The organism is Terrabacter sp. 05T424 (assembly GCF_056396225.1).
The window spans coordinates 107,420-130,301 of sequence record NZ_JBFTLB010000010.1; the positions used below are offsets into that span (position 1 = coordinate 107,420).

Annotated in this window: 23 protein-coding genes, 1 tRNA gene and 1 riboswitch; of the genes, 4 read left to right on the forward strand and 20 right to left on the reverse strand. The window is 70.9% G+C overall.

The features are described from left to right. Positions 1 to 51: 51 nt before the first annotated feature. Positions 52 to 972 carry a VanW family protein gene (locus tag AC1DE0_RS18780; protein WP_478103961.1) on the forward strand — a complete coding sequence of 307 codons (921 nt, stop codon included), beginning with the start codon at positions 52 to 54 and terminating at the stop codon, positions 970 to 972. Beyond that, the gene (locus tag AC1DE0_RS18785; RefSeq protein WP_478103966.1) at positions 969 to 1,733 is read left to right on the forward strand and encodes a TrmH family RNA methyltransferase; all 765 of its coding nucleotides are present in this window, start codon (positions 969 to 971) and stop codon (positions 1,731 to 1,733) included. The genes AC1DE0_RS18780 and AC1DE0_RS18785 overlap by 4 nt, the downstream gene beginning before the upstream one ends. Before the next feature lie 20 nt (positions 1,734 to 1,753). Here AC1DE0_RS18785 and AC1DE0_RS18790 read toward each other — a convergent pair whose 3' ends face one another. Together AC1DE0_RS18790 and AC1DE0_RS18795 are read right to left on the reverse strand one after the other, a co-directional pair. Beyond that, a complete protein-coding gene (locus AC1DE0_RS18790) occupies positions 1,754 to 2,296 on the reverse strand; it encodes a DUF1697 domain-containing protein (RefSeq protein WP_478103970.1) in 543 nt (180 codons plus the stop codon). Positions 2,297 to 2,331: 35 nt separating this feature from the next. Next, positions 2,332 to 3,222, reverse strand: coding sequence for a PhzF family phenazine biosynthesis protein (locus AC1DE0_RS18795; RefSeq protein ID WP_478103973.1), 891 nt, complete (start codon positions 3,220 to 3,222; stop codon positions 2,332 to 2,334). Between the two features lie 66 nt (positions 3,223 to 3,288). Here AC1DE0_RS18795 and AC1DE0_RS18800 point away from each other — a divergent pair, with 66 nt between their 5' ends. Then, a complete protein-coding gene (locus tag AC1DE0_RS18800) occupies positions 3,289 to 3,915 on the forward strand; it encodes a histidine phosphatase family protein (RefSeq protein ID WP_478104082.1) in 627 nt (208 codons plus the stop codon). Positions 3,916 to 4,009: 94 nt separating this feature from the next. On the opposite strand, the gene AC1DE0_RS18805 is transcribed toward AC1DE0_RS18800, so the two are convergent. From AC1DE0_RS18805 to clsA, 11 genes are all read right to left on the reverse strand, one after another. Then, complete coding sequence (locus AC1DE0_RS18805; RefSeq protein ID WP_478103978.1) at positions 4,010 to 5,515, reverse strand: glutamate-cysteine ligase family protein; 1,506 nt, start codon at positions 5,513 to 5,515, stop codon at positions 4,010 to 4,012. 34 nt (positions 5,516 to 5,549) lie between these two features. Continuing rightward, positions 5,550 to 8,477, reverse strand: a complete 2,928-nt coding sequence (gene gcvP / locus AC1DE0_RS18810; protein ID WP_478103981.1) for an aminomethyl-transferring glycine dehydrogenase — start codon at positions 8,475 to 8,477, stop codon at positions 5,550 to 5,552. 77 nt (positions 8,478 to 8,554) lie between these two features. Then, positions 8,555 to 8,654, reverse strand: a riboswitch (glycine riboswitch). 123 nt (positions 8,655 to 8,777) lie between these two features. Next, on the reverse strand, positions 8,778 to 9,359 hold the full coding sequence (locus tag AC1DE0_RS18815) for a MerR family transcriptional regulator (RefSeq protein ID WP_478103985.1): 582 nt from the start codon (positions 9,357 to 9,359) through the stop codon (positions 8,778 to 8,780). A 228-nt stretch (positions 9,360 to 9,587) separates the two neighbouring features. Continuing rightward, a complete protein-coding gene (locus AC1DE0_RS18820; protein WP_478103990.1) occupies positions 9,588 to 10,121 on the reverse strand; it encodes a bifunctional nuclease family protein in 534 nt (177 codons plus the stop codon). A 40-nt stretch (positions 10,122 to 10,161) separates the two neighbouring features. Then, the gene (gene ftsR, locus AC1DE0_RS18825; protein WP_478103994.1) at positions 10,162 to 10,911 is read right to left on the reverse strand and encodes a transcriptional regulator FtsR; all 750 of its coding nucleotides are present in this window, start codon (positions 10,909 to 10,911) and stop codon (positions 10,162 to 10,164) included. Further along, a complete protein-coding gene (locus AC1DE0_RS18830; protein WP_478103998.1) occupies positions 10,908 to 11,372 on the reverse strand; it encodes an FHA domain-containing protein in 465 nt (154 codons plus the stop codon). The genes ftsR and AC1DE0_RS18830 overlap by 4 nt, the downstream gene beginning before the upstream one ends. Before the next feature lie 105 nt (positions 11,373 to 11,477). Further along, entirely contained in the window at positions 11,478 to 11,867 is a 390-nt protein-coding gene (gcvH, locus tag AC1DE0_RS18835) for a glycine cleavage system protein GcvH (RefSeq protein ID WP_478104002.1), read from the reverse strand. Positions 11,868 to 12,054: 187 nt separating this feature from the next. Further along, on the reverse strand, positions 12,055 to 12,963 hold the full coding sequence (locus AC1DE0_RS18840) for a DUF881 domain-containing protein (RefSeq protein WP_478104008.1): 909 nt from the start codon (positions 12,961 to 12,963) through the stop codon (positions 12,055 to 12,057). Positions 12,964 to 12,966: 3 nt separating this feature from the next. Next, positions 12,967 to 13,299, reverse strand: a complete 333-nt coding sequence (locus tag AC1DE0_RS18845) for a small basic family protein (RefSeq protein WP_442291968.1) — start codon at positions 13,297 to 13,299, stop codon at positions 12,967 to 12,969. After that, positions 13,296 to 14,243, reverse strand: a complete 948-nt coding sequence (locus AC1DE0_RS18850) for a DUF881 domain-containing protein (protein ID WP_478104015.1) — start codon at positions 14,241 to 14,243, stop codon at positions 13,296 to 13,298. Before AC1DE0_RS18850 ends, AC1DE0_RS18845 begins: the two co-directional genes overlap by 4 nt. 26 nt (positions 14,244 to 14,269) lie before the next feature. After that, positions 14,270 to 14,875 carry a cardiolipin synthase ClsA gene (gene clsA / locus AC1DE0_RS18855; protein WP_478104019.1) on the reverse strand — a complete coding sequence of 202 codons (606 nt, stop codon included), beginning with the start codon at positions 14,873 to 14,875 and terminating at the stop codon, positions 14,270 to 14,272. A gap of 126 nt (positions 14,876 to 15,001) precedes the next feature. On the opposite strand from clsA, the gene AC1DE0_RS18860 reads away from it, so the two are divergent. Next, positions 15,002 to 16,444, forward strand: coding sequence for a YibE/F family protein (locus AC1DE0_RS18860; RefSeq protein WP_478104023.1), 1,443 nt, complete (start codon positions 15,002 to 15,004; stop codon positions 16,442 to 16,444). 27 nt (positions 16,445 to 16,471) lie between these two features. Here AC1DE0_RS18860 and AC1DE0_RS18865 read toward each other — a convergent pair whose 3' ends face one another. From AC1DE0_RS18865 to cmk, 7 genes are all read right to left on the reverse strand, one after another. After that, positions 16,472 to 18,265, reverse strand: coding sequence for an Ig-like domain repeat protein (locus AC1DE0_RS18865; RefSeq protein WP_478104028.1), 1,794 nt, complete (start codon positions 18,263 to 18,265; stop codon positions 16,472 to 16,474). After that, a complete protein-coding gene (locus tag AC1DE0_RS18870) occupies positions 18,265 to 18,852 on the reverse strand; it encodes a hypothetical protein (RefSeq protein WP_478104033.1) in 588 nt (195 codons plus the stop codon). Before AC1DE0_RS18870 ends, AC1DE0_RS18865 begins: the two co-directional genes overlap by 1 nt. Positions 18,853 to 18,947: 95 nt before the next feature. After that, entirely contained in the window at positions 18,948 to 19,451 is a 504-nt protein-coding gene (locus tag AC1DE0_RS18875) for a hypothetical protein (RefSeq protein ID WP_478104038.1), read from the reverse strand. Positions 19,452 to 19,806: 355 nt separating this feature from the next. Beyond that, positions 19,807 to 19,880 (reverse strand) — tRNA-Pro (locus tag AC1DE0_RS18880). Positions 19,881 to 19,961: 81 nt separating this feature from the next. Then, positions 19,962 to 21,440: a ribosome biogenesis GTPase Der gene (der, locus tag AC1DE0_RS18885; protein WP_478104086.1), complete on the reverse strand. Its 1,479-nt coding sequence runs from the start codon at positions 21,438 to 21,440 to the stop codon at positions 19,962 to 19,964. Between the two features lie 36 nt (positions 21,441 to 21,476). Continuing rightward, complete coding sequence (locus tag AC1DE0_RS18890) at positions 21,477 to 22,142, reverse strand: lysophospholipid acyltransferase family protein (protein ID WP_478104042.1); 666 nt, start codon at positions 22,140 to 22,142, stop codon at positions 21,477 to 21,479. Next, the gene (gene cmk / locus AC1DE0_RS18895) at positions 22,139 to 22,846 is read right to left on the reverse strand and encodes a (d)CMP kinase (protein ID WP_478104047.1); all 708 of its coding nucleotides are present in this window, start codon (positions 22,844 to 22,846) and stop codon (positions 22,139 to 22,141) included. The genes AC1DE0_RS18890 and cmk overlap by 4 nt, the downstream gene beginning before the upstream one ends. Positions 22,847 to 22,882 lie beyond the last annotated feature (36 nt).

Genomic DNA, 22,882 nt, shown 5'->3' on the forward strand with positions numbered 1-22,882 from the left:
GCCGGCTGCCACAGGGGCGCCGGGGCTTCTGAACAGAACCAGGAAAGTCCCATGCAGCTCATCGCACCGCCCGAGGGCTTTGTCGCCCCCGCTCGGGTCGTCGCCCGTCGCAGGCCGGCCCAGACCCTTCCAGCCCTCTACCCGCTCGCCGTGTGGGCACACCGGTGCCGGCGGCGTCTCGCCTGGATGCGCGGAGACACGGAATGGGCCGGGGACCGACTGGGTGAACCCCTCGCGCACCGCGTCAAGGCGCACGGCTCCCTGCTCATGCGGGAGCTGTCGGAGGACGAGATGCACCTGCAGCGAAACAAGGTGGTCAACCTCCGGCTCGCCTCGCGCCGCGTCGACGCCCTGCTGATCCGCCCTGGCGAGACCTTCTCGTTCAACAAGGTGGTCGGCAGCTGCACGCGCCGGCGGGGCTACGTCGAGGGCATGCGACTGTCCAACGGTCAGGCGCGCGCCGGCGTCGGCGGCGGCATCTGTCAGCTCGCCAACCTGCTCCACTGGATGTTCCTGCACAGCGAGCTCACGGTCCTCGAACGCTCCGAGCACTCCTTCGACCCCTTCCCCGACAAGGCGCGCGTGCTGCCGTGGGGCGTCGGCTGCTCGATCGTCTACAACTACGTCGACCTCGTCGTGCGGAACGACACGACGTCGACCTTCCAACTGCTCGTCACCGTCGGCGAGCGCCACCTCGAGGGTGAGCTGCGGTCGGACGCGCCGGCCGCGCACTCGTACAAGGTGGATGCACGCGCCGAGCAGTTCATCCGCTCGGGCGCCGAGATCTTCCGGCGCAACGAGATCTGGCGCACCGTCGTCGACAAGCGCACAGGTCGGACGGTGGGTGAGGAGCTGCTCAAGCACAACTGCGCTCTCGTGAGCTACGAGCCGACCGGCCCCGTCATCGACCTCGCGCTGGCGTCCCAGCCGCTCGCGCCCCATCGGGCAGGGCATGGCATCCTGACCGCGTGACCGACGAGATCTCCCCCAAGGACCGCTTCATCACGGTCTACGGCCGCAACCCGGTCCACGAGGTGCTCCTCGACGACGACCTCCACGTCGACAAGGTCGTCATCGCCGAGGGCGCTCGCGGGTCCGGCCTGCGCGAGATCCAGCAGGCCGCCCGGCGTCGACGCGTCGACGTGCAGTACGCCAGCGCCGAACGGGTCAAGAAGCTCGCCGGCAACGGCCGCCAGGACCAGGGCGTCTTCGCTGACGTCGTGGCCCCCCGGATGCGCCCGCTCGACGCCGCCCTCTCCCGAGACGGAGGCGGCTCGCTCCGGACCGTGCTGGTGCTCGATGGCGTCACGACTCCCGCCAACGTCGGCATGATCCTTCGCTCGGCCACGGCCGCGGGGGTGGACGGCATCGTGGTGCCGCGCAAGGGCGTCGCCTCGATCGACCCGCTCGTCGTCAAGGCGTCGGCGGGAGTCGCGTTCCGCGCACCGATCCTCAAGGCCTTCACCGCCGGCGAGGCCGTGGAGACGCTCAAGACGGCCGGATTCCACGTCGTCGGTCTCGACGCGGGTGGTGACGACGACCTCTTCTCCGCCCACCTGCCCGAGCCGGTCGCGTTCGTCCTGGGCAGCGAGACCGCGGGGCTGTCCCCCGACGTCGCCGGGCTCGTCGACACGTGGGTGTCCATCCCCATGGCAGCCGGGGTCGAGTCGCTCAACGTCTCGGCTGCAGCAGCCGTGGTCTGCTTCGAGCTCGTCCGCCGGGCGCGGCTCTGAACCTGCGGTCCGACCGACCGTCAGCCGCACCACTTGTCGGCGAGCGCCCTCACGACGGTGATGTTGCGGGCTGTCCCCACGGCACCGGTCAGCTTCTCGATGCGGGCGTTGGAGAGCTTGGCGCCCTGCACCCCGGCTGCGAGGAAAAGCACGATGTCGCTGCCGACGACCCGCGCCCCCTCGGTCTCGACGTCCCAGGCGTGCAGGGCCTCGACGCCCGCCGGGTCGAGCTTGCCCGTCATGAATGTGACGTAGCGGCCGGCATCGCCGGGCACCGGCGAGTCGAGCGCCTCCGCGTCATCGGCGAGCTTGCGCAGCTGGGCAGGCGTGCGCACGACGACGGGCACGTCGAAGCCGAACTCTGCGCTGATGGTCTTCCTCAGGTCGGTCTCGACCTTTGCCGCGCTGCGCGTGGTCGACCGCACCTTGAGGTTGCCGCTCTGGATGTGCGTCTCGACCTCTTCGTAGCCCTCGGACTCCAGCAGCTCACGCAGGGCGGCCATCTTCACCTTCCGCTTGCCGCCGAGGTTGACGGCGCGGAGGAACCCTATGTAGGTCGGCACCTGCCGATGGTCGCACAGGTGTCGCGGCCGGCGACTCAGCCGCGCGAGACGGCACCGGAACCGACGTCGGCCACCCGGCCGGCCACCCGGACCGTGGAGTCGTGGTCGACCGTGAGCACCAGCCTCGACGGCCGGCCGGTCTGGGCGCCCTGCGACACGACCACCTCGAGGCCCGTGCGGCCCTGGCCGACGAACCAGCCGCCGAGGCTGCTGCACGCCGACCCGGTGGCGGGGTCCTCCTCCAGGGTGGTGCCCGCCGCGGCGAACATGCGCGCCTCGACGGTGTCGGGCCCGGTCCACGCCCAGAGGTAGGCATGTGGCGGTCGCCCGGGCATCGCCAGGTGCTCGAGCATGAGGGCGGGGACCGGGGCAGCCGACCGCAGGGCCTCGAGGTCGTCCACCTGCACGATGAGCGACTCGACGCCGCAGCTGACCCACTGGGTCGCACCTTCCACGAGCGTCGTGACGGGAATGCCGAGCGCCGCCGCGACCTGCTGCGGCGTGGCGGACGACTCCCGGTGCTGCGGCGGGTTGGCGCGCAGCTGCCAGCCGTCGGAGGTGCGGCGCACCGGGATGTCACCCGCCGGCATCGTCAGGAGCACCTCGTCCACGGGCGCTCCGAGGCGCGCTGCGGCTCGGTCGGCGACGACATGGGCCGTGCCGAGGGTCGGGTGACCGGCGAAGGGCATCTCGTACGTCGCCGTGAAGATCCGCACCGACGCACGCGCCGGGCCGTCGCCGTGCGCAGCGTCGGTGGACGCGCCGTCGTCGAGGAAGGTCACCTCGCTGAGGTTGAACTGGCGGGCCCAGGCCTGCATCTCGCGGTCGTCAAGCCCCGACGCCTCCTCGAAGACGCCGAGGGCGTTGCCCGAGAACGGGTTCCCCTCGATCCCGAACACGTTGACGATGCGGAAGGTCAGCTCCATGCCGGGGAGTCTCGCAGTCCTGTCGACGAGGGCCCGAGGCGGGGTGCAGGTGGTTTGATGACCGGTATGGCCTCCCCCGACGGCATCTATCCGGGCAACATCTACCTCTTCCGGCACGGCGAGACCGAGTGGTCGCTGAGCGGCCAGCACACCGGCACCACCGACCTGCCGCTGCTCCCCGAGGGCGAGGCCGCCGCGCGCGAGCTGGCCGACGTGCTGCGCAAGCACCGCTTCCAGCGGGTGCTCGTCTCGCCGTTGCAGCGGGCCAAGCGCACCGCCGAGCTGGCCGGCCTCGGCGACTTCGAGGTCGAGCCGCTGCTGCGCGAGTGGGACTACGGCGCCTACGAGGGCGTCACCACGAAGCAGATCAGCGAGGAGATCGGTCACCCGTGGGAGGTCTTCGTCGACGGGGTGAAGCCCGGCGTGACGCCGGGCGAGACGGTCGAGCAGGTGTCGACCCGCGCCCAGCAGGTCATCGACAAGGTGTGGCCCGACCTCGAGCACGGCGACGTCGCCCTCTTCGGCCACGGGCACGCGCTGCGCGTGCTCACGGCCACCTACCTCGGGCAGGACCCGCGCTTCGGCCAGAACCTCATCCTCGACGCCGGGTCGATGAGTGTGCTGACCCACCACCGCTCGACCCGCTGCATCGGGATGTTCAACCTGTCCCCCTGGCGCCTGCTCTCCGACTGAGCCGACCTGCAGGTCGAGCCCCCGCGTCTCCTCGCGTATGCCGGCACGCCACAAGCCGGCATCCGCGGGCTGGGACGGGGCGGGGAGGCCCGGGTCAGTCGTTCGGGAGCTCCCAGGTGTGGACCGGCTCGTTGGCCATCATTCCCTCGATGTAGCGGCCGAGCATCTCGCGCAGCGCCTTGTCGCGGGTGAGCCCCTGGGCCTCGAGCCGGGACACGCACTCGGTCTGCCAGGACGCGCCGTTGACGCCGGTGAGACAGCGCTGCTCGATGATCGTGAGGAAGCGGTCGCGCACAGCCGCCGAGACGCCCCACCGCTCGAGGCCCTCGTGGGCCATCGGGAGCAGCCGGCGCAGGACGAGCTCGGTGGCGGGCACCTCGCCGAGTCCGGGCCAGTAGGTGCGGGCGTCGATGCCGAGGCGGGCGCCCTCCTCGAAGTTCGACTCGGCCGCCGAGAAGCTCATCCGGGTCCAGACCGGACGGTCCTCCTCGGCGAGCACCCGCATCGTGCCGTAGTAGAACGCGGCATTGGCCATGACGTCGGCGATGCTCGGCCCGGCCGGCAGGACGCGGTTCTCGACCCGCAGGTGCGGACGGCCGCTGACGATGTCGTAGATCGGGCGGTTCCAGCGGTAGACGGTGCCGTTGTGCAGCCGCAGCTCCTTGAGCTCGGGCACCTCGCCCCGCTCGAAGACCTCTTCGGGCTCCTCGTCGTAGAGCTCGGGCAGCAGCGCCGGGAAGTAGCGGACGTTCTCCTCGAAGAGGTCGAAGATCGAGGTGATCCACCGCTCGCCGAACCACACCCGAGGCCGCACGCCCTGGGTCTTCAGCTCGACCGACCGTGTGTCGGTGGCCTGGGTGAAGAGCGGGATACGCGTCTCGGCCCAGAGCCGCTGGCCGAGGAAGAACGGCGAGTTCGCGCCGAGGGCGAGCTGGGGGCCGGCGAGCACCTGGGCGGCGTTCCAGTGGTCGGCGAAGCGCTCGGGCTGCACCTGCAGGTGCAGCTGGATGGAGGTGCACGCCGACTCGGGCGCGAGGCTGTCGGAGTAGCGGGCGATCCGCTCACCCGTCGGTCCCTCGAGCTCGAGCCAGACGTCCTCGCCGCGGGCGTCGAGCACGGCATTGTTGAGGGCGGCGTAGCGGATGTTCTCGCTGATCCAGTCACCCTCGAAGTGCTCGGGCATGACGGTCGGCAGGATGCCGATCGCGACGATGCCGGTGTGCAGCTCGGCAGCCTTCTCGGACGCCCGGTTGAGCGACTCGCGCAGCAAGCCCTCGAGCTCGATCGCCGAGTCGCCGGGAAGCGGCCTCGGGTGGACGTTGAGCTCGATGTTGTAGCGCGCCAGCTCGGTCTGGTAGTCCTCGTCGGCGATCTGCTCGAGCACCGACTTGTTGTCGAGCTTGGGCCCGAGGTCCTCGTTGACGAGGTTGAGCTCGATCTCGAGGCCCGTCATCGGGCGGTCGAACTCGAACTCGCTCTTTCCGAGCATGCGTTCGAACACGTCGAGGTCGCGGCGTACCTTCTCCCGGTACTGCTGCCGCTGCTCGCGTGTGTACCTGGCCTGCTCGACGTCCGCTCCCACGTGCCGAGACAACCACATCCGGCGGCGCGACGCGAGTGGCGCGCTGCGCGGATCAGCCCTCGAACGCCTCGGGCGGCGGGCACGAGCAGACGAGGTTGCGGTCGCCGTACGCGCCGTCGATGCGGCTGACCGGCGGCCAGTACTTGTCGGCAGCCTCCACCCCCACCGGGAAGGCGGCCTCGATGCGCTCGTAGGGGTGGTTCCACTCCCCCGCCATGTTGAGCGCCGTGTGCGGCGCGTGGCGCAGCATGCTGTCGCCCACCGCGACCTCACCGGCCCGGATCGCCTCGATCTCGCCGCGGATCGCGATCATCGCATCGCAGAACCGGTCGAGCTCGTAGAGGTTCTCCGACTCGGTCGGCTCGACCATGAGGGTGCCGGCGACGGGGAAGCTCATCGTCGGGGCGTGGAAGCCGTAGTCGACGAGCCGCTTGGCGACGTCGTCGACCGTCACACCGGTCTCGGCGGTGATCTGCCGCACGTCGAGGATGCACTCGTGCGCCACGAGGCCGTCGTGGCCGGAGTAGAGCACCGGGTAGTGCTCGCGCAGCCGCGCCGCGATGTAGTTGGCGCCGAGCACGGCCATCTGGGTCGCGTGGCGCAGGCCGTCGCCTCCCATCAGCCGGACGTACGCCCAGGAGATCGGCAGGATGCTCGCCGACCCGTAGGGGGCGGCGGACACCGGGCCGACGCCCGACTCGGGGCCGGCCTCGGGAGCGAGCGGGTGGTTGGGCAGGTGCGGCGCGAGGTGCGACCGGACCGCAACCGGTCCGACACCCGGGCCGCCGCCGCCGTGCGGGATGCAGAACGTCTTGTGCAGGTTGAGGTGGCTGACGTCGGCGCCGAACTTGCCCGGCTGGGCGAGCCCGACGAGCGCGTTGAGGTTGGCGCCGTCGACGTAGACCTGGCCGCCTGCGTCGTGGACGAGCTCGCAGAGCTCGGTGATGGTGTCCTCGTAGACACCGTGAGTCGACGGGTAGGTGACCATGATCGCCGCGAGGTCGTCGCGGTGTGCCTCGATCTTCGCCCGCAGGTCGTCCATGTCGACGGTGCCACCGGCCGCCGTCTTGACGACGACGACCTTGAGCCCGGCCATGACGGCCGACGCGGCGTTGGTGCCGTGCGCGCTCGCCGGGATGAGGCAGACGCGACGGTGGCCTTCGCCGTTGGCCTGGTGGTACGCGTGGATCGCGAGGAGACCCGCGAACTCGCCCTGCGAGCCGGCGTTGGGCTGGAGCGACACGGCGTCGTAGCCGGTGATCTCACAGAGCCACCCCGCGAGGTCGTCGATGAGGCCGCGGATGCCCTCGGTCTGGTCGGCCGGCGCGAACGGGTGCAGGTTGGCGAACTCGGGCCAGGTGATCGCCTCCATCTCGGTGGTGGCGTTGAGCTTCATCGTGCACGAGCCGAGCGGGATCATGCCGCGGTCGAGGGCGAAGTCGCGGTCGGACAGGCGTCGCAGGTAGCGCAGCATGGCCGTCTCGGAGTGGTGCGCGTGGAAGACCGGGTGGGTGAGGAACTCCGACGTACGCGCGAGCGCCGCCGGCACGCCGTTGCCCTCGGGCTTGGCGAGCTGCGCCGACGCGTCGTCGGGGGCTTCGACACCCAGAGCATCGAGGATCGCGAGCACCGTTGCCGGAGAGGAGGTCTCGTCGAGGCTGACGGAGATKCGGTCGGCGTCGACGCGCCTGACGTTCATGCCACGGTCGGCGAAGGTGGTCGTGACCTCGGCAGAGCGGCCCGGGACGACCACGGTCACGGTGTCGAAGAAGGCGGTCGTCTCGACGTCGACACCACCGTCGACGAGGGCCTCGCGCAGGCCGGCCGTGAGGCCGGTGATGCGACGAGCGATCGTCGTCAGGCCGACAGGGCCGTGCCACACGGCATACATGCTCGCCATGACGGCGAGGAGCACCTGGGCGGTGCAGATGTTGGAGGTCGCCTTCTCGCGGCGGATGTGCTGCTCGCGCGTCTGGAGCGCGAGGCGGTAGGCCTGGTGGCCCTCGGCGTCGACGGACACGCCCACGAGGCGGCCGGGGATCTGGCGCTCGAGACCGCGGTGCACGGCCATGTAGCCGGCGTGCGGGCCGCCGAAGCCCATCGGCACGCCGAAGCGCTGGGCGCTGCCGACGGCGATGTCGGCGCCCCACTCGCCGGGCGCGGTGGCGAGGGTCAGGGCCAGCAGGTCGGCGCACGCGGTCACCAGGCCCTTGGCCTCGTGGACGGCTGCGGTGAGCGGAGCCCAGTCGACGAGCTCACCCGTCGCGTCGGGGTACTGCACCATGGCGCCGGCGACGGCCCTGCCGCCGGCAGCAGCCGAAAGCGAGTCGGCGTCGGTGACGCCCCGCAGGTCGGCGACGACCACCGGGAGGCCGATCGCCTCGGCGCGGGTCTGCATGACGGCGATGGACTGCGGGAACAGTCGCTCGTCGACGAGCACGACGGCGTCGGCCGCAGCGCGGCTGGCCCGACGCATCAGCGACATCGCCTCGGCGGCGGCGGTGCCCTCGTCGAGCAGGGACGATCCGGCGACGTCGAGGCCGGTGAGGTCGGTGACGACCGTCTGGAAGTTGAGGAGCGCCTCGAGGCGACCCTGGGAGATCTCGGGCTGGTAGGGCGTGTAGGCGGTGTACCAGGCGGGGTTCTCGAGCACGTTGCGGCGCACGACCGGCGGCGTGACGGTGCCGTAGTAGCCGAGACCGATGAGTGAGGTGAGCACCGTGTTGCGCGAGGCGAACCCACGCAGCTCCTCGATGACGGCGCTCTCGCTCGGGGCGGCCTGCACCCGGAGCGGCGACTCGGAGCGGATCGCGCCCGGGATGGCACGGTCGCACATGGCATCGAGACTCGGCTGGCCCACCACCTCGAGCATGCGGCGAACGTCGTCGCCGGCCGGGCCGACGTGGCGGCTGACGAAGTCGGCCATCGGGGTCTCGCTGGACGCTCCGGTGGTCACGGGGACGAGCTGGTCGATCGACATGCGGGCTCCTGGCGGGATTCGAGCGGACGACACACGCTCCCCGTCTGTCGAGCACCGCGCGGTGCCTCCAGAGTTGCCTCGCCCGCGTGGTCCTGGCGCCTGAGAGGTTCCGGGGATGTTGCCCCTTCGGCGCCTCGTAGGTGCCTGGCACCCCGAGGACTCTCCCACGCAGGGTCGATCGGCACCGCCAAATCTACCAGCAGCGTGGCAGGGTCGCGGTACGCCGACGGCCCGGCCGGGGATGGTCCGGTCGGGCCGTCAGGAGCGTTGGAGTGGCATACGGCCGGGCGGGTGTCCGGCTCAGGCCATGCGGCGGGCCTGGCGGCGGGCCGTGAGCTCGTCGTCGGGGTGCTCGGCCGTGGCGTCCTCGGCACGCTCGCTCGGCAGCTGCGCGAGCTCGCCCTCGACCTCGCGCCAGACGCGACCCACGGCGATGCCGAAGACGCCCTGACCGCCCTGGACCAGGTCGATGACCTCGTCGGCCGACGTGCACTCGTAGACGGAGGCGCCGTCGCTCATCAGCGTGATCTGCGCAAGGTCCTCGACGCCCCGCTCGCGCAGGTGGCCGATGGCGACGCGGATCTGCTGGAGCGAGACCCCGGTGTCGAGCAGCCGCTTGACGACCTTGAGCACGAGGATGTCGCGGAAGCCGTAGAGCCGCTGCGTGCCGGAGCCGGTGGCGCTGCGCACAGACGGCTCGACGAGGCCGGTGCGGGCCCAGTAGTCGAGCTGGCGGTAGGTGATGCCGGCGGCCTTGCAGGCCGTCGGACCGCGGTATCCCGAGTCCTCAGCGAGCTGGGGCAGGTCGTCGGTGAACAGCAGGCCCTGAGACCCGACGGGCAGTGCCCGACCGGCGTCACGCGCGTCCTCGATGGCGGCCATGCCGTCCTCCTCCTGCTCGGGCTGCGTGCCGCGTGGTGCGTGCCGCAGACGACATGCAGATAACTACAGTCACGTCGTTCTCTGACGGTAGGCCGAGGCACCCTCCCGGTCAATCACCCCAAGGGTCGGCGCGAGGGCGTGTCGGGCCGACGAGAGCAACCGTAACCCTTCAGTTGAAGGTCATGCCATCGAGGTGTGAACGGGGCTCAGTCCGGGCTCAGTGCGGACTCAGTCCGGCCTGTCGGGCAGGTCGGGGCGGTCCGGCTGGTCAGGTGCGTCGCCGGGCTGGTCACCGGACTCGCCCTCGAAGTCCTCTGCCGACACGTGGTCGAGGAACTCCTTGAAGCGCTCCACCTCGTCGTCCTCCTCCGACGAGACGACGATGGCCGCCTCGTCGAGGATAGAGGGCTCGACGAGCACCTTGGCGCCGGTGCGCAGGGCCAGGGCGATGGCGTCGCTGGCCCGTGAGCTCACCTCGGACTTGCCGTCGATGATGAGGGCGGCGTGGAAGACGGAGTCCTTGAGGGCGACGATGCGCACCTCGGTCAGCTCGTGCCCCAGCACCGTGAGCACGTCGCGCATGAGGTCGTGCGTCAGCGGTCGTGGCGGCACCACCCCCTGCTGGGCGTAGGTGATCGCGGCGGCCTCGGCTGCCCCGATCCAGATCGGCAGGTAGCGGCCGCCGTCCCTCTCGCGCAGCAGGACGATCGGCTGGTTCGTGGGCATCTCGACACGGACGCCCAGGACATCGACCTCTCTCACTCCTCCACCGTACCCCGCGGTTCGAGCGGTCGGGACGGGCTCAGCGCGGGAGGCCGGCGCGGACCAGCGCCACGTGCAGCGCGATGCAGGCAGAAGCGATCTCGGCCGCGCGCTCTTCTCGTGGCCCGCTCCCCCGGCGTGTCGCCAGGACCTGCTCGACGAGCCCGATCTCGCGGTCGGCGGCCGTGCGGAACGGCCTCAGGTGGCGGGCCTCGAGTCCGTGCGCGGCCAGCGCGCGCGCCGCGGCCGCGACGGCGAGCGACTCGTGCCCGAAGCGCCCGTTGGCATCAGCCTGGAGCAGCCCGTAGGTCTCGAGGGCGTGCATCGTGTCGCGGTCGATGTCCGTGGCCTCGCGCAGCTCGGGACCAGTCAGGGAGACGTCGCGGTGGCCCACCAACGCCTCGGGGCCGGGCACGTCGGGGTCGGGCACGGGCACGGGCGGGCGTGGTCGCCCGTCGGTGTCGTCGCCCGGGTCGGAGAGCCCACGGTCCAGGGCGTCGAGAGCCTCGCGGATGACCTTGAGCGGCCAGTACCGGTCGCGCTGGGCCGCGAGGACGTAGCGGAGGCGGCGTACGTCGTCGTCGGTGAACGTGCGGTAGCCGGAAGCGGTGCGGTGCGGCAGCACGAGACCTTCGGTCTCGAGGAAGCGGATCTTGGACGCCGTCACGTCGGGGAAGTCCTCGGCAAGAGCCGCGAGGACCTTGCCGATGGTGAGCCGCCGCGGCGCAGCCGAGGGTGTGTCACCCTGGCCCGTCGTCGCGGGCGGCCCCTGGGCGGTGCCTGCGGTCATGAGGCAGAGTGCTGAGGCGCCCCGGACGAGTAGTAGACGAGACGGAACTTGCCGATCTGGACCTCGTCACCCTGGTGGAGCGGTGCCTCGTCGATGCGCTCGCGGTTGACGTAGGTGCCGTTGAGCGAGCCGGAGTCGCGCACGGTGTAGCCGCCACCCCGGGCGACGAAGAGGGCGTGCTTGCGCGACACCGTGACGTCGTCGAGGAAGATGTCGGAGTCGGGGTGCCGCCCCGCGGCGACCTCTTGGTCGTCGAGCAGGAAGCGCGCGCCCGTGTTGGGGCCGCGCAGCACGACGAGCAGGGCCGTGCCGGGACGAAGGGCGTCGATCGTGGCGGAGTCCTCGGCACTCAGCCCGCGCGGCGTGGCGGTCTCGGCGTTCTCCTGGGCCGGGACGCCCTGGAACCGCATGGTGCGGGGTTCGACGTTCATGTCGTCGGGGTCGGGCAGGTCGCTCGACATGCGGTCCTCCTCTGTGGTGCGGGCGGATCGGGCTCTGTCCACTCTAGTTGACCCGGGCAGGAGGAGCTCCGGCCCGGGCCGAGCGTGACGGTGGCCCGAGGGTGGTCAGGACAACGAAGCGGTGTATGCGGCGGCGTCCATCAGCCCGTCGACGACGGAGGCGTCAGCCAGGCGCATCTCGAACATCCAGCCCTCGCCGTAGGGGTCGGAGTTGATCAGCTCGGGAGAGGCGTCGAGGGCCTCGTTCGTCGCGGTGACCTCGCCCTCGAGCGGCGCGTAGACGTCGCTGACCGACTTGGTGGACTCGACCTCGCCGCAGGAGTCACCCGGCGCGACGGTGTCACCGACGGCCGGGAGGGAGACGTAGACGACGTCGCCCAGGGCGTCCTGGGCGAAGGAGGTGATGCCGATGCGGACCACGCCGTCGTCGCCGACGCGGACCCACTCGTGGTCGCTGGTGTAGCGCAGGTCGGAGGGGTAGTCCAGGTCGCTCATGTCGCTCCTTCGTCGGTGGCCGGCCCCTGGGAGGGGCCGTGGTGGCTGCGGTGGCTTCGCGGGGCCGGTGCCGACGTCGATCCGCCGGCACCTGAGAGGATGCCATGCCTGTGGCGCCTGCGCAGGAGGTGGTGCCCAGCGAGTCGCGCAGATCCGGCTCGACGCGGGCACGCTCGCCCGCTGAGGGTCACTCGACCGGCTTTGCGTGCGTCATCTCGGTCGGGCGGTGCACGGACGTGATCTCCACGAGGCTCGACTCGGTGATGGTGGCGTTGGCGCCCTTCTGCCGCACCGTCTCGACGATGCCGCCGGGAATGGTCATGGCCGACGACAGGGTCTTGGAGTCGCCGATCACCTTGACCACGACCGGCCGGCTCACTTGGGTGCCGTCGACGACGAGATCACCGTTGCGGTCGCCGATGAACGTCGACGCGACGACCCGCACCCCGCCGACGTCGATCGACTCCGCCCCCGCGTCGCGCAGCTCCTGGATGAGGTCGAGGACGATCGGACCGTTGATCTGCCGGTCCGGGTCGGTGATGCGCAGCGTGATGCCGGGGCCCTTCGTGGCGATCGTGCCGGCGAGGATGCCCAGGGTGTCGACGCGCTTCTGCGCCTGCTCCAGGGCCTCTCCGGCGGTGCCGGTTCCGCTCTTGAGCCGGTCTCGCGTGGTCTCGAGCTCGCGGACCTGCTGGTCGAGTCGCGACGAGCGCGCGGACACGTCGTCGAGCACGCGAACGAGGTCGGACTGGCTCAGCTCGTCCAGCCCGCGCTGGTTGGTCAGCTGCACCTGGGCGGCGATCGCGGCCCCGAGCAGGATGGCGAGGATCGCCGCCAAAAGGTTGGCCCGGGTGGCTCTCGGCCGGCTCATCTTGAACAGCCGGCCCCAGGCGTCCTTGCCCTCGACGGGCGAGCGGGCCGTCACCAGCTCGCGGGCCTCGGGCGAGGTGAAGTCGGGGTCGGCGCCGTCGTCCGGCTCCGTGCCGAAGACGGGGGTCGGGACGGTCGTGTCGAGCGCGTCGGACCCGTCGACCGAATCAACTGGCTCGACCTCGTCGACCGGTTCGGCGTCGTTCTTCCGCTTGCGATCGGCCATCGGTCAGGCCCTGAAGAGATGGCGACGGATCGAGGCCACGTTGGAGAAGATGCGAACCCCGAGCACGACGACCACGCCGGTGGACAGCTGTGCGCCGACGCCGAGCTGGTCGCCGAGGAAGACGATGAAGGCGGCGACGACGACGTTGGACAGGAACGACACGACGAAGACCTTGTCGTTGAAGATCCCGTCGAGGATGGCGCGGATCGCACCGAAGACGGCGTCGAGGGCCGCGATGACTGCGATCGGCAGGTAGGGCTGCAGCCACACCGGCACTGATGGATCCAGGAAGAGCCCCACCGCGAGTCCGGCCAGCAGGCCGAGAACTGGGATCACGAGGGACGCTCCTGACTGGTCGGTGGTGCGGGTGTGCCGCTCCCGCTGGATCCCGAGCTCCGCTGCGGGTTGGTCGTGCCCTGTTGCAGCCCAGGCACGCTGGGCGCGGACGAGCCTACGGGTGGCCCGACGGGTTGCGCGACCTCGAGCCGGGCGGCCGAGTCGGCCGGTACGGTCAGGTTGTCGCTGCCCGCGAGGATCGAACGGATCTTGAACTCCTGGGTCAGCTGCGAGAGGTAGACACCCGCGAAGGAGGGCTCGAAGAGCTGCTGCATCGCCTGTCCGTCGCCGAGCGCGGTGATGACGTAGGGCCGCGCCAGCGGCCGGAAGTCCACGATGATCGCCTGTCCGGCGAAGCGGATCGCGGCGGTCGAGCTGAGCCGGTGACCGTTGATCGAGATCGCCTCGGCGCCGGCTCCCCACAGTCCGTTGACGACGATCTGCATGTCGGCAGAGGTCACGCGCCCTGCCTCGAAGCCGCCGCTCGGGCGGTTGCCCGCGTTGGCGTCTGCCACGGTGGACGCGGCGTCGTCGAGCGTGAGGGTGAGCCCGGGACCCTTGAGGGCCACGGCGCCCGCCTGCACCTCGAGGCTCTTGATCGCGGTGGTGAGGTCTGCTCCGCCTGACTGCTGCAGTGCCAGGGCCTCGTAGTCGCGGACCTCCTTGCCGAGGGCGGCGGCCTTGGCCTCCTGTTGCGCGCCGTGCTCCTGGAGCGCCTCGATGCGGGTCACCAGCTCGCCCTTGACCGCGGCCGCGGCGGTCGGCTTGGGCCGCAGCGACTGAGCGGCGACGGCGAAGAGGAAGCCGGTGAGGATCGCGAGCACGACGACCAGGACGGTCCGCGTCGAGGTCGCCCGGGGAAGCCCGGCCGCGGCCCTGCGGTCCGCGGCCTCCTGGTAGCCGGCGTCGAGCGGCCGCTCCATCATCGTGGTGAGCAGCGTCATCGACGCATCCGGGCGGCGGGCCGGCGTCACGGGGTGGCCACCCGGGAGCGTTGCGACAGCACGATCCTGGCGTGGACGGCATACAGCACCGCCGCGAGCCAGTAGAGGACGACGCCCCACCACGCGAAGCCCCAGCCGACGGGGCGGGCGATGGCGCCCACCCAGTCGTCACGGTGGGCGAGCAGGAGGAGTGGGAAGGCGTACAGCAGGTTGAACGTCGCCGCCTTCCCGACGAAGTGGACGGGCAGGCCGACCTGCCCCTTCGACTTGAGGTAGACGAGCATCAGCGCCATCACGGCCTCGCGGGCGAGAAGCACCACGACGAGCCAGACGGGGATGATCTCGCGCCAGGCCAGCGCGACGAGGGTCGTGAGGATGTACAGGCGGTCGGCGATCGGGTCGAGGAACTGCCCGAGCCGGCTCTCCATGTTGAACTGGCGGGCGATCTTGCCGTCGAGGTAGTCGGTGACACCGGAGAAGAGGAGGAGCAGGAGGGCGAGGCCGTCGTGCTCCGACAGGATGGCCCAGAGGAAGACCGGAACCCCGAGCAGCCGGAGCACCGACAGCACGTTGGGGATCGTCAGCAGGCGCTCCGACACGACATGCCGCTCCCCCGCGTTCTCGACCTCCACGGCGGCAAGCCTAACCGCCGCACCGAGTGGCCGCCGCGCGCGGTCCGCATCGATCCGGACACGGCTCCGGCGACGAAGGCCGACGGGCCGTCGGTGGCCCCGGACGCCTCTGGCACACTCGGGCGCATGTCGGGCGGACACCTCCACACGCACGGTCATGACGGACCCGGACCCCACGGGTCCGTCGCCGTGAGCGTGCTGGCCCGCGTCGCGATGACGCTCCTGCTCATCGCGGCGGCCTCAGCGACGGTCTTCGGTCTCGTGACCCACTGGCCCGGCGATGCGCGCACGAGCAACCAGGTCGGCACCGCGGACTACGCGGCCCCGGGGGTCACGTTCCCCGTCGCCGAGGTGCTGAAGGTGCTCCCCGTCTGTGAGGGAGCCGACGCCACGACCGGGGCGAAGCCGGCGACTGGCCAGGGCGGCGACGTCGTGTGGTCGGACGCGACCTGTGGCGCCATGACCGTCCAGCTCGAGCAGCCGACGGTTAGTTCGGGTGACGTGCGGCCCACGGTGTCGGTGTCGATCCCACCGGCGGTGTCGACGTCGGGGCTGCAGGAGGGCGACACGGTCCAGCTGCTGCGCATGCCGACCGAGAAGGGCCAGCCCGAGGCGTACTCGTTCCTTCAGGTGCAGCGGGGAGCGCCCCTGTCGCTCATGCTCGCCCTGTTCCTCGTCGTCGTTGCGGTCGTCGCCCGCTGGCGTGGGGTGCTGGCCCTGGTCGGGCTGGGCGTCGGCGGCCTCGTGGTCGTGAAGTTCATGCTGCCAGCGCTGGTCTCCGGCCAGTCCGGCCTGCTGGTGGCGCTCATCGGCTCCTCGGCGATCATGTTCGTCGTCCTCTACCTCGCGCACGGGCTCTCGATCCGCACGAGCACGGCGCTCGCGGGCACCCTCTTCGGGGTGGCGATCACCGCGGGGCTCGGACTGCTTGCCGTCGACCTCGCGAGGCTCAGCGGGGTGGCCGACGACGAGGGCGCGCTGCTGGCCGGGTTCGTCACGTCCATGAAGCCGCAACAGCTGCTCACCTGCGCGATCATCGTCGCCGGGCTCGGCGTGCTCAACGACGTCACCATCACGCAGTCCTCCGCCGTCTGGGAGCTGCGGGGCGCCGCGCCCTCCCTCGGGCGTCGTGAGCTCTTCCGCTCAGGCATGCGCATCGGCCGCGACCACATCGCCTCGACGATCTACACCATCGTCTTCGCGTATGCCGGCGCCGCCCTTCCCGTGCTCCTGCTCCTCTTCCTCTACGAGCGGCCCGTGCTCGACCTGCTCCAGACGGAGTCGATGTCCGAGGAGATCGTGCGCACGCTGGCCAGCGCGATCGGGCTCGTGCTCGCGGTGCCCGTGACCACGGCGATCGCGGCGCTCACCGTCGGCGCAGCCAAGGCTTCGACGTCCGCCCTCGAGCCGGCCGGTCCCGATCGCGTTGTGCCGGGTCACGCCGTCGTGGCCCCCGTCCCGCTCGACCACAGCCCGACTGCCGCCGACCTGGTCCGTGCGGCGGAGGGTCCGCCGCCCCCGGCGACCCGCGTCGAGGCTCGTGCGCGCATGTCGCGAAGCGGCGCATAGGCGCTCGGATCGCAGGTCCCGGGTGCCTCAGATTCCCTTGAAGCTCTGCGAGGCCGGCGTGCTGGCGACGCCTCCCCACATGCTTCGGACGTGGAACGTCGAGGAGCCCTTCTTCGTGTTCGTCATCGGCACCCCGGACTGACAGCCGGTCCAGTCTGCCTCCCTGACCGGGCTGCCGCCGTTCGTGATCTGACACTGGTACGTCAGACCTGCCACCGGCACCCAGGTGGCGGTCACGCCGCCCGGGATCGGCACGACGGTGAGCATCGTCGGTGTGGTCGGCGTGACGGTGACGTCGAACGACTGGGACTTCTGTGCCGCGGCGGAGTAGGCCGCGTCGCCAACCTGGTCGGCGAGGACGGTGCAGGTGCCTCCACCGACGAACGTCACGGTCGACCCGCTGACGGTGCAGACGGACGTCGTGGCGCTCGAGAAGTTGACCGTGAGGCCTGAGGTTGCCGAGGCCGAGACCGTGTAGGTCCCTCCCCCTGCCGCGGCGTTTGCCGGCGCCGTGGAGGTGATGGTGATCGTCTGGGCGGCCTTGACCACCTGGAACGACTGGGACTTCTGGGCGGCCGCACCGTACGTCGCGTTGCCGACCTGGTCGGCCAGCACGGTGCAGGTGCCGGCGCCGACGAAGGTGACGGTCGAGCCGCTGACGGCGCAGACGGACGGCGTGGACGGGGAGAACGTGACGGCGAGGCCGGACGTCGCCGTCGCGGCGACCGCGTAGGTGCCTCCGACCGAGGCGTTCGTCGGCGCCGTGGAGGTGATGGCGATCGTCTGGGCGGACTTGACCACCTGGAACGACTGGGACTTCTGGGCGGCCGCAGCGTACGTCGCGTTGCCGGCCTGGTCGGCCAGCACGGTGCAGGTGCCGGCGCCGACGAAGGTGACGGTCGAGCCGCTGACCGTGCACACGGCGGGCGTCGACGTGGAGAACCTGATGGCGAGCCCGGACGACGCGATCGCCGATACGGCATAGGTCGGTCCACCCACGGTTGCGCCGGCGGGCGCGCTGGACGTGAAGGTGATCGTCTGTGCCTGCTGGTTGACGACCTGGCTCAGCGCTGACGAGGCGGAGGCCGCGAAGGGCGCCGAGCCGGCATACGCAGCCGTGACAGAGCTGGTGCCGCTCGAGGTGAAGGTCGTGACGCAGGTGGCGACGCCGGAGCTCAGCGTCTGGCTCCCGCCGGAGCAGGAGATCGCGGAGCTGCCGTTGCGGAACACGACTGTGCCCGTCGCAGTTCCAGAGCCCGCGGTGACGGTGGCGGTGAACGTGACGGGTTGGCCGACGAGGCTGGGACTGGCCGACGTCGTGAGCGCCGTCGTGGTGGCGACGGTCTGCAGGACGGTCACCGGGTTGCTGGCGGCGCTGATGGCCGTCCAGCCGGAGCGCAGGGCGACGACCGTGTAGCGGTAGGTGCCGTCGGGAACCGGGCCGTCGACGCACGAGGTCGTGGTGACCGGGGAGGCGGCGGACGTGCCGCAGGCCGCGACGGCAGAGCTCGTCGCGGTGTCGGTGCGAGTCACTTGGTAGCCGACGGGTGACACCCCGGTCGTCGGGGCGCTCCAGCTCACCGAGACGGTGGTGCCACCGTTCGGGACCGAGGCGGTCACAGCGGTCGGCGCCGTGAGGGTGCCGGTGCTCGCCGAACCCGTCCCCGAGGCCATCGTGACCCCGGCCTGCGTCCAGAAGGCGTAGCTGGGGGCAGAGATGGTCATGAAGGCGAGGAACAGCACGCCGATGCGCAGGGCGCGAACGCCGCGGCCCGTGGCCGCACGACGTTCGCGCCTGCGGCGAAGGGCCGCTCGTCGCATCAGCTCGTCACCGTTCCGGACCAGACGAGGCTGAACGACTTGCCCTTGCAGACGTCCTGGTTGAGCGACGGCAGGTTGCGCAGGCGAATGCGCGGGTTCATGGCGCCCTGCTCGGCAAGGAGGACGCTGCGTCCCGCCGGGATCGTGATCCCGCGACCCGAGCCCACGCTCGACTGCTGGATCTCGAGGTTGGTGCCGGTGGGGCAACCAGGAGGGTTGCTGTCGGCGGCGACCGACAGGACCAGCGAGGTCATGCGGATGGCGACCCCGTTGGGGTTGTGCACGGTCACGGCGACCGGTCGCCACAGGCCCGGTGCCAGACCCGTCACGCTGCCGGTGACGGAGAACGGGAGCCCACTGGCGGCGCTCGCCGACCCCAGCTCGAACGAGCTGGTGAGACCGCCCTCGGCCCAAGGGGCCGTCGGCGTCACGTCAGGACGCGATGCACCCGGCCGGGCCGTGACGGAGGGGACTGCGGTGGAGGTGCCCGTGGCCACGCCCGGCATCCCGTGGACGGCCACGACGAGAGCGACGACGAGGGCGAGCAGCAGCAGTGCCGCCGGCTTGGCCTTCGTCCTCGTCTTCATCGTTCCTCCGGGTGGTCGGTGTTCGCGTGGTTACCAGGTCGCCTCACGGGCGAAGGGATGGCCGCCGGTCCGACCGACGACCATCCCTCCATGGATCAGCTGGCGATGTAGTTGACCGTCACCGCGGCGCCCTTGCAGGCGTTCTGGCTCGTCGTCTTGTTGTTGAACTGGATCTTGTAGGTGAGCGTCTTCGTGTCGCTCGGCGCTAGGTCGGTCGGGCTGATGGTGAGCGGCACGGCGGTGGCCGACGTGCTGGGGGCGGCGGCGCCGTTGAGCAGGTAGTCGCTCCCGTCGCAGCCGGACTTGTTGGTCGACACCCAGGCGCTCACGCCGGTCACCTTGTAGTTCTCGGTGCCGTTGTTCGTGACCGTCGCAGTCACCGTCTGCTCCGAGTCGCCGGGGAACATCGCGTCGGGGACGTCACCCGTCACCTCGAAGACGGACCCAGCGCCGGCTGAGGTCGACGCGTCGCCCGTACCGCCGCCGGCGGACGTCCAGTAGGCGTACGCCCCACCGGCGGTTGCGATGCCGAGAACGCCCGCGGTCAGGATGGCGGCGGCCTTCTTCTTCGAGCTCTTCTTCTGCTTCTGCGTGCCCATGGGGATCCGGGACCTTTCTTTACCGTTTCTTGGTGATCTGTTGGTCTGGACCATGCCATTCCAAATCACCGCGCAACGCTCAAGTCGGGCAAAGTTGCACATTCCTTGCGGATCACTTGTGCAAGTTCGGGTGCGCTTGCACCGGCGGCCGGGTCGCCTTGCACCAGAAGCGGATTCGCTCGAGCTAGGTCCCATACGGACCAAGCGGAGGCAGGACAGGCGCCGGCATACGCCATCCGTCAAGCGCGCCAGTGGCGCTGGACGTGGCCGGACGGTCACGTCGTGGGTGGACGGACGGGACGACGAAGGGGCCTGCCGGACGACGTCGTCGTTCCGGCAGGCCCCTTCGTATCGGTCGGGCTGACAGGATTTGAACCTGCGACCCCTTGACCCCCAGTCAAGTGCGCTACCAAGCTGCGCCACAGCCCGTTTGCCCCGTGGGGCGAACGAGACGAAACCTTAGCGCACCGTGTGCCGCCCGTCCCAATCGGCCCACCTGGGCGGTCGGCCTCAGCGCCGACGCTTCTCGCGGACGCGCACCGACACCTCGATCGGCGTGCCCTCGAAGCCGAACTGCTCCCGCAGCCGACGCTCGATGAAGCGCCTGTAGCCGGCCTCGATGAAGCCGGAGGCGAAGATCACGAAACGCGGAGGACGGGTGGACGCCTGCGTGGCGAAGAGGATGCGCGGCTGCTTGCCGCCGCGGATCGGGTGCGGGTGCGAGGCGACGATCTCGCCGAGGAACGCGTTGAGCCGACCCGTGGGGATGCGGGTGTCCCAGGACTCGAGGGCCGTCTCGATCGCGGGCACGAGCCGGTCCATGTGGCGTCCGGTGCGTGCCGACACGTTGGCGCGCGGAGCCCACGGGACCTGCACGAGCTCCTTCTCGATCTCGCGCTCGAGGTAGTAGCGACGCTCCTCGTCGAGGGTGTCCCACTTGTTGTAGGCGATGACCAGGGCGCGGCCGGCGTCGATGACCTGCTGCACGACGCGGACGTCCTGCTCGGCGATCGGCTCCTCGGCGTCGATGAGGACCACCGCGACCTCCGCCTTCTCGAGCGCGGTCTGGGTGCGCAGGGAGGCGTAGAAGTCGGCGCCACGGGACTGGTGCACCCGGCGCCGGATGCCGGCCGTGTCGACGAAGCGCCACGTCTTGCCGCCGAGCTCGATCATCTCGTCGACAGGGTCGCGAGTCGTGCCGGCGACGTTGTCGACGACGACGCGCTCGGAGCCGGCGAGGCGGTTGAGCAGGCTGGACTTGCCGACGTTGGGTCGCCCGATGAGGGCCACCCGGCGCGGACCGCCCTGGGCGTACGCGCCGTGGGCCGACACGTCGGGCAGGACCTCGAGCACCGCGTCGAGGGCATCGCCGCTGCCGCGGCCGTGGGAGGCCGAGACCGGCCAGGRTTGCCCGAGACCGAGGCTCCAGAGCATCGCGGCATCGGCCTCGCCGCGCTGGTCGTCGACCTTGTTGGCGACGAGGACGACCGGCTTGCCGGATCGGCGCAGCAGCTTGACGACGGCCTCGTCGTCGTCGGTGGCCCCCACGGTGGAGTCCACGACGAACATGACGACGTCGGCCAGGTCGATCGCGATCTCGGCCTGCTCGGCCACGCGCAGGTGGATGCCGGTGGCGTCCGCCTCCCAGCCGCCCGTGTCGACGATGGTGAAGCGGCGACCGCCCCACTCGGCTTCGTACGACACCCGGTCGCGGGTGACCCCGGGCACGTCCTCCACGACCGCCTCGCGGCGGCGCAGGATCCGGTTCACCAGGCTCGACTTGCCGACGTTGGGGCGACCGACGACAGCGACGACCGGCAGCGGCCCCTGGTCGGCGGCGTCAGCGGCATACGGCCCCTCCGCATCGAGCAGGGCCTGGTCCTCGGGGCTCAGCTCGAAGTCGTCGAGCCCCGCTCGGAGCGCGCGCTCCACGGAGGCGTCGTCGACGACGGGGGCGGCGGTGGTCGAGATCGGAGCGCCCTCATCGATGGGGCGGGCGGTCTCGTCAGTCACGGTGTCCTCGAATCAGTGAACGTCTGTTGACGCACCATTCTCCACCCGCGAGCGGCGTACATGTGACGCGAGGGCGTCGCGCAGCTGCTCGCTGGCCAGTCGGAGACGGTCTCGGCCGGGCACGGCCGGGTCGATGGCGAGCCTGAAGGGGTCGCCGAAGTCGACGAGGAGGCGGGATCGCAGGGAGGGCCACTCGTCCTTGCCGGCACCGGGCGGGCGGGTCCCGAGCACGGCCACCGGGACGATCTGGGCGTCGGTGCGAAGCGCTATCCACGCGGCCCCCGCGTTGACCTGCTGCACCTCGCCGTCGCCACGGTTGCCCTCGGGAAAGATGCCCACCGCTCCCCCACGCTCGAGGACGGCGGTGGCGGACGCCAGGGCCGCGCGGTCGCCGACGCTGCGGTCGATCGGGATCTGGCCGACGTTGCGGATCGTCCAGCCGAAGAAGCCCGAGAACGCCTCCTGCTTGACGAGGAAGCTGACGGGGCGCGGCGCCAGCCCGAAGACGAGCGGGCCGTCGAGGAACGCCGCGTGGTTGGCCACCAGGATCACGGGCCCGGTCACGGGCACGCGCTCGGGGTGCAGGGCGGTGCCGCGGTAGAGGGTGCTGAAGATGAGCTTGCCGATCGGGCGGCCGATCCGGGCCCGGTTCGGGTGGGGAGCGACGGCCTGGCTCATCCGCGTGCCGCCTCGACCACCTGGAGCACTGCCCCGACCGAGCCCTCGAAGTCGAGGTGGGAGGTGTCGATCGTCGTCACCCCGTCAGCGGCGACGGTGAACTCCGACACGGCCGAGTCGGCCTTGTCCCGGTCGACGATCTGCGACCGGGTCGCCGCGACCGCATCGGCATCGGCCGCGCCGTGCAGCTCCTTCGAGCGTCGAGCGAGTCGCGCCTCCTCCGAGGCGGTGAGCAGGATGCGCACCGGGGCGTCGGGCGCCACGACCGTCGTGATGTCGCGGCCCTCGGCCACGACGCCGCCGTTGGCACGCCCCGCGTCGGAGATGAGGCGTCGCTGGAGCACTCGGAGGATCTCGCGGACCGGGATCACCGTGGCGACGGCCGACACGTTGGTCGAGATGCGCGTCTCGCGGATCGCGGCCGAGACGTCGGTGCCCCCGACCTCGACGGTCGGGGCGTCGGGGTCGGTGCCGATCGAGAGCGGGAACTGCTGCGCTGCGGCCGTGACCGCGTCGGCGTCCGTGAGGTCGACACCCTCGTGCAGGCACCACCAGGTAAGGGCGCGGTACATCGCGCCGGTGTCGAGGAAGCCGTAGCCGAGGGACCGCGCAACTTGCTTGCTGACGCTGGACTTGCCCGAGCCCGAAGGGCCGTCGACCGCGATGACGAAACCGGACAGCTGCTCCTCGGGGGTCTCAGGCATGCGCCCGAGGATAGTGCCTCGTCGCGTGCCGCCCGA

Bases quoted from the DNA above. Each gene is read 5' to 3' on its own strand.
- AC1DE0_RS18780 (WP_478103961.1), top strand. From the start codon at position 52: ATGCAGCTCATCGCACCGCCCGAGGGCTTTGTCGCCCCCGCTCGGGTC.
- AC1DE0_RS18795 (WP_478103973.1), bottom strand. From the start codon at position 3,222: ATGGAGCTGACCTTCCGCATCGTCAACGTGTTCGGGATCGAGGGGAAC.
- AC1DE0_RS18800 (WP_478104082.1), top strand. From the start codon at position 3,289: ATGGCCTCCCCCGACGGCATCTATCCGGGCAACATCTACCTCTTCCGG.
- AC1DE0_RS18805 (WP_478103978.1), bottom strand. From the start codon at position 5,515: ATGTGGTTGTCTCGGCACGTGGGAGCGGACGTCGAGCAGGCCAGGTAC.
- AC1DE0_RS18815 (WP_478103985.1), bottom strand. From the start codon at position 9,359: ATGGCCGCCATCGAGGACGCGCGTGACGCCGGTCGGGCACTGCCCGTC.
- ftsR (WP_478103994.1), bottom strand. From the start codon at position 10,911: ATGACCGCAGGCACCGCCCAGGGGCCGCCCGCGACGACGGGCCAGGGT.
- AC1DE0_RS18830 (WP_478103998.1), bottom strand. From the start codon at position 11,372: ATGTCGAGCGACCTGCCCGACCCCGACGACATGAACGTCGAACCCCGC.
- gcvH (WP_478104002.1), bottom strand. From the start codon at position 11,867: ATGAGCGACCTGGACTACCCCTCCGACCTGCGCTACACCAGCGACCAC.
- AC1DE0_RS18840 (WP_478104008.1), bottom strand. From the start codon at position 12,963: ATGGCCGATCGCAAGCGGAAGAACGACGCCGAACCGGTCGACGAGGTC.
- AC1DE0_RS18850 (WP_478104015.1), bottom strand. From the start codon at position 14,243: ATGACGCTGCTCACCACGATGATGGAGCGGCCGCTCGACGCCGGCTAC.
- AC1DE0_RS18860 (WP_478104023.1), top strand. From the start codon at position 15,002: ATGTCGGGCGGACACCTCCACACGCACGGTCATGACGGACCCGGACCC.
- AC1DE0_RS18865 (WP_478104028.1), bottom strand. From the start codon at position 18,265: ATGCGACGAGCGGCCCTTCGCCGCAGGCGCGAACGTCGTGCGGCCACG.
- AC1DE0_RS18870 (WP_478104033.1), bottom strand. From the start codon at position 18,852: ATGAAGACGAGGACGAAGGCCAAGCCGGCGGCACTGCTGCTGCTCGCC.
- AC1DE0_RS18875 (WP_478104038.1), bottom strand. From the start codon at position 19,451: ATGGGCACGCAGAAGCAGAAGAAGAGCTCGAAGAAGAAGGCCGCCGCC.
- AC1DE0_RS18890 (WP_478104042.1), bottom strand. From the start codon at position 22,142: ATGAGCCAGGCCGTCGCTCCCCACCCGAACCGGGCCCGGATCGGCCGC.
- cmk (WP_478104047.1), bottom strand. From the start codon at position 22,846: ATGCCTGAGACCCCCGAGGAGCAGCTGTCCGGTTTCGTCATCGCGGTC.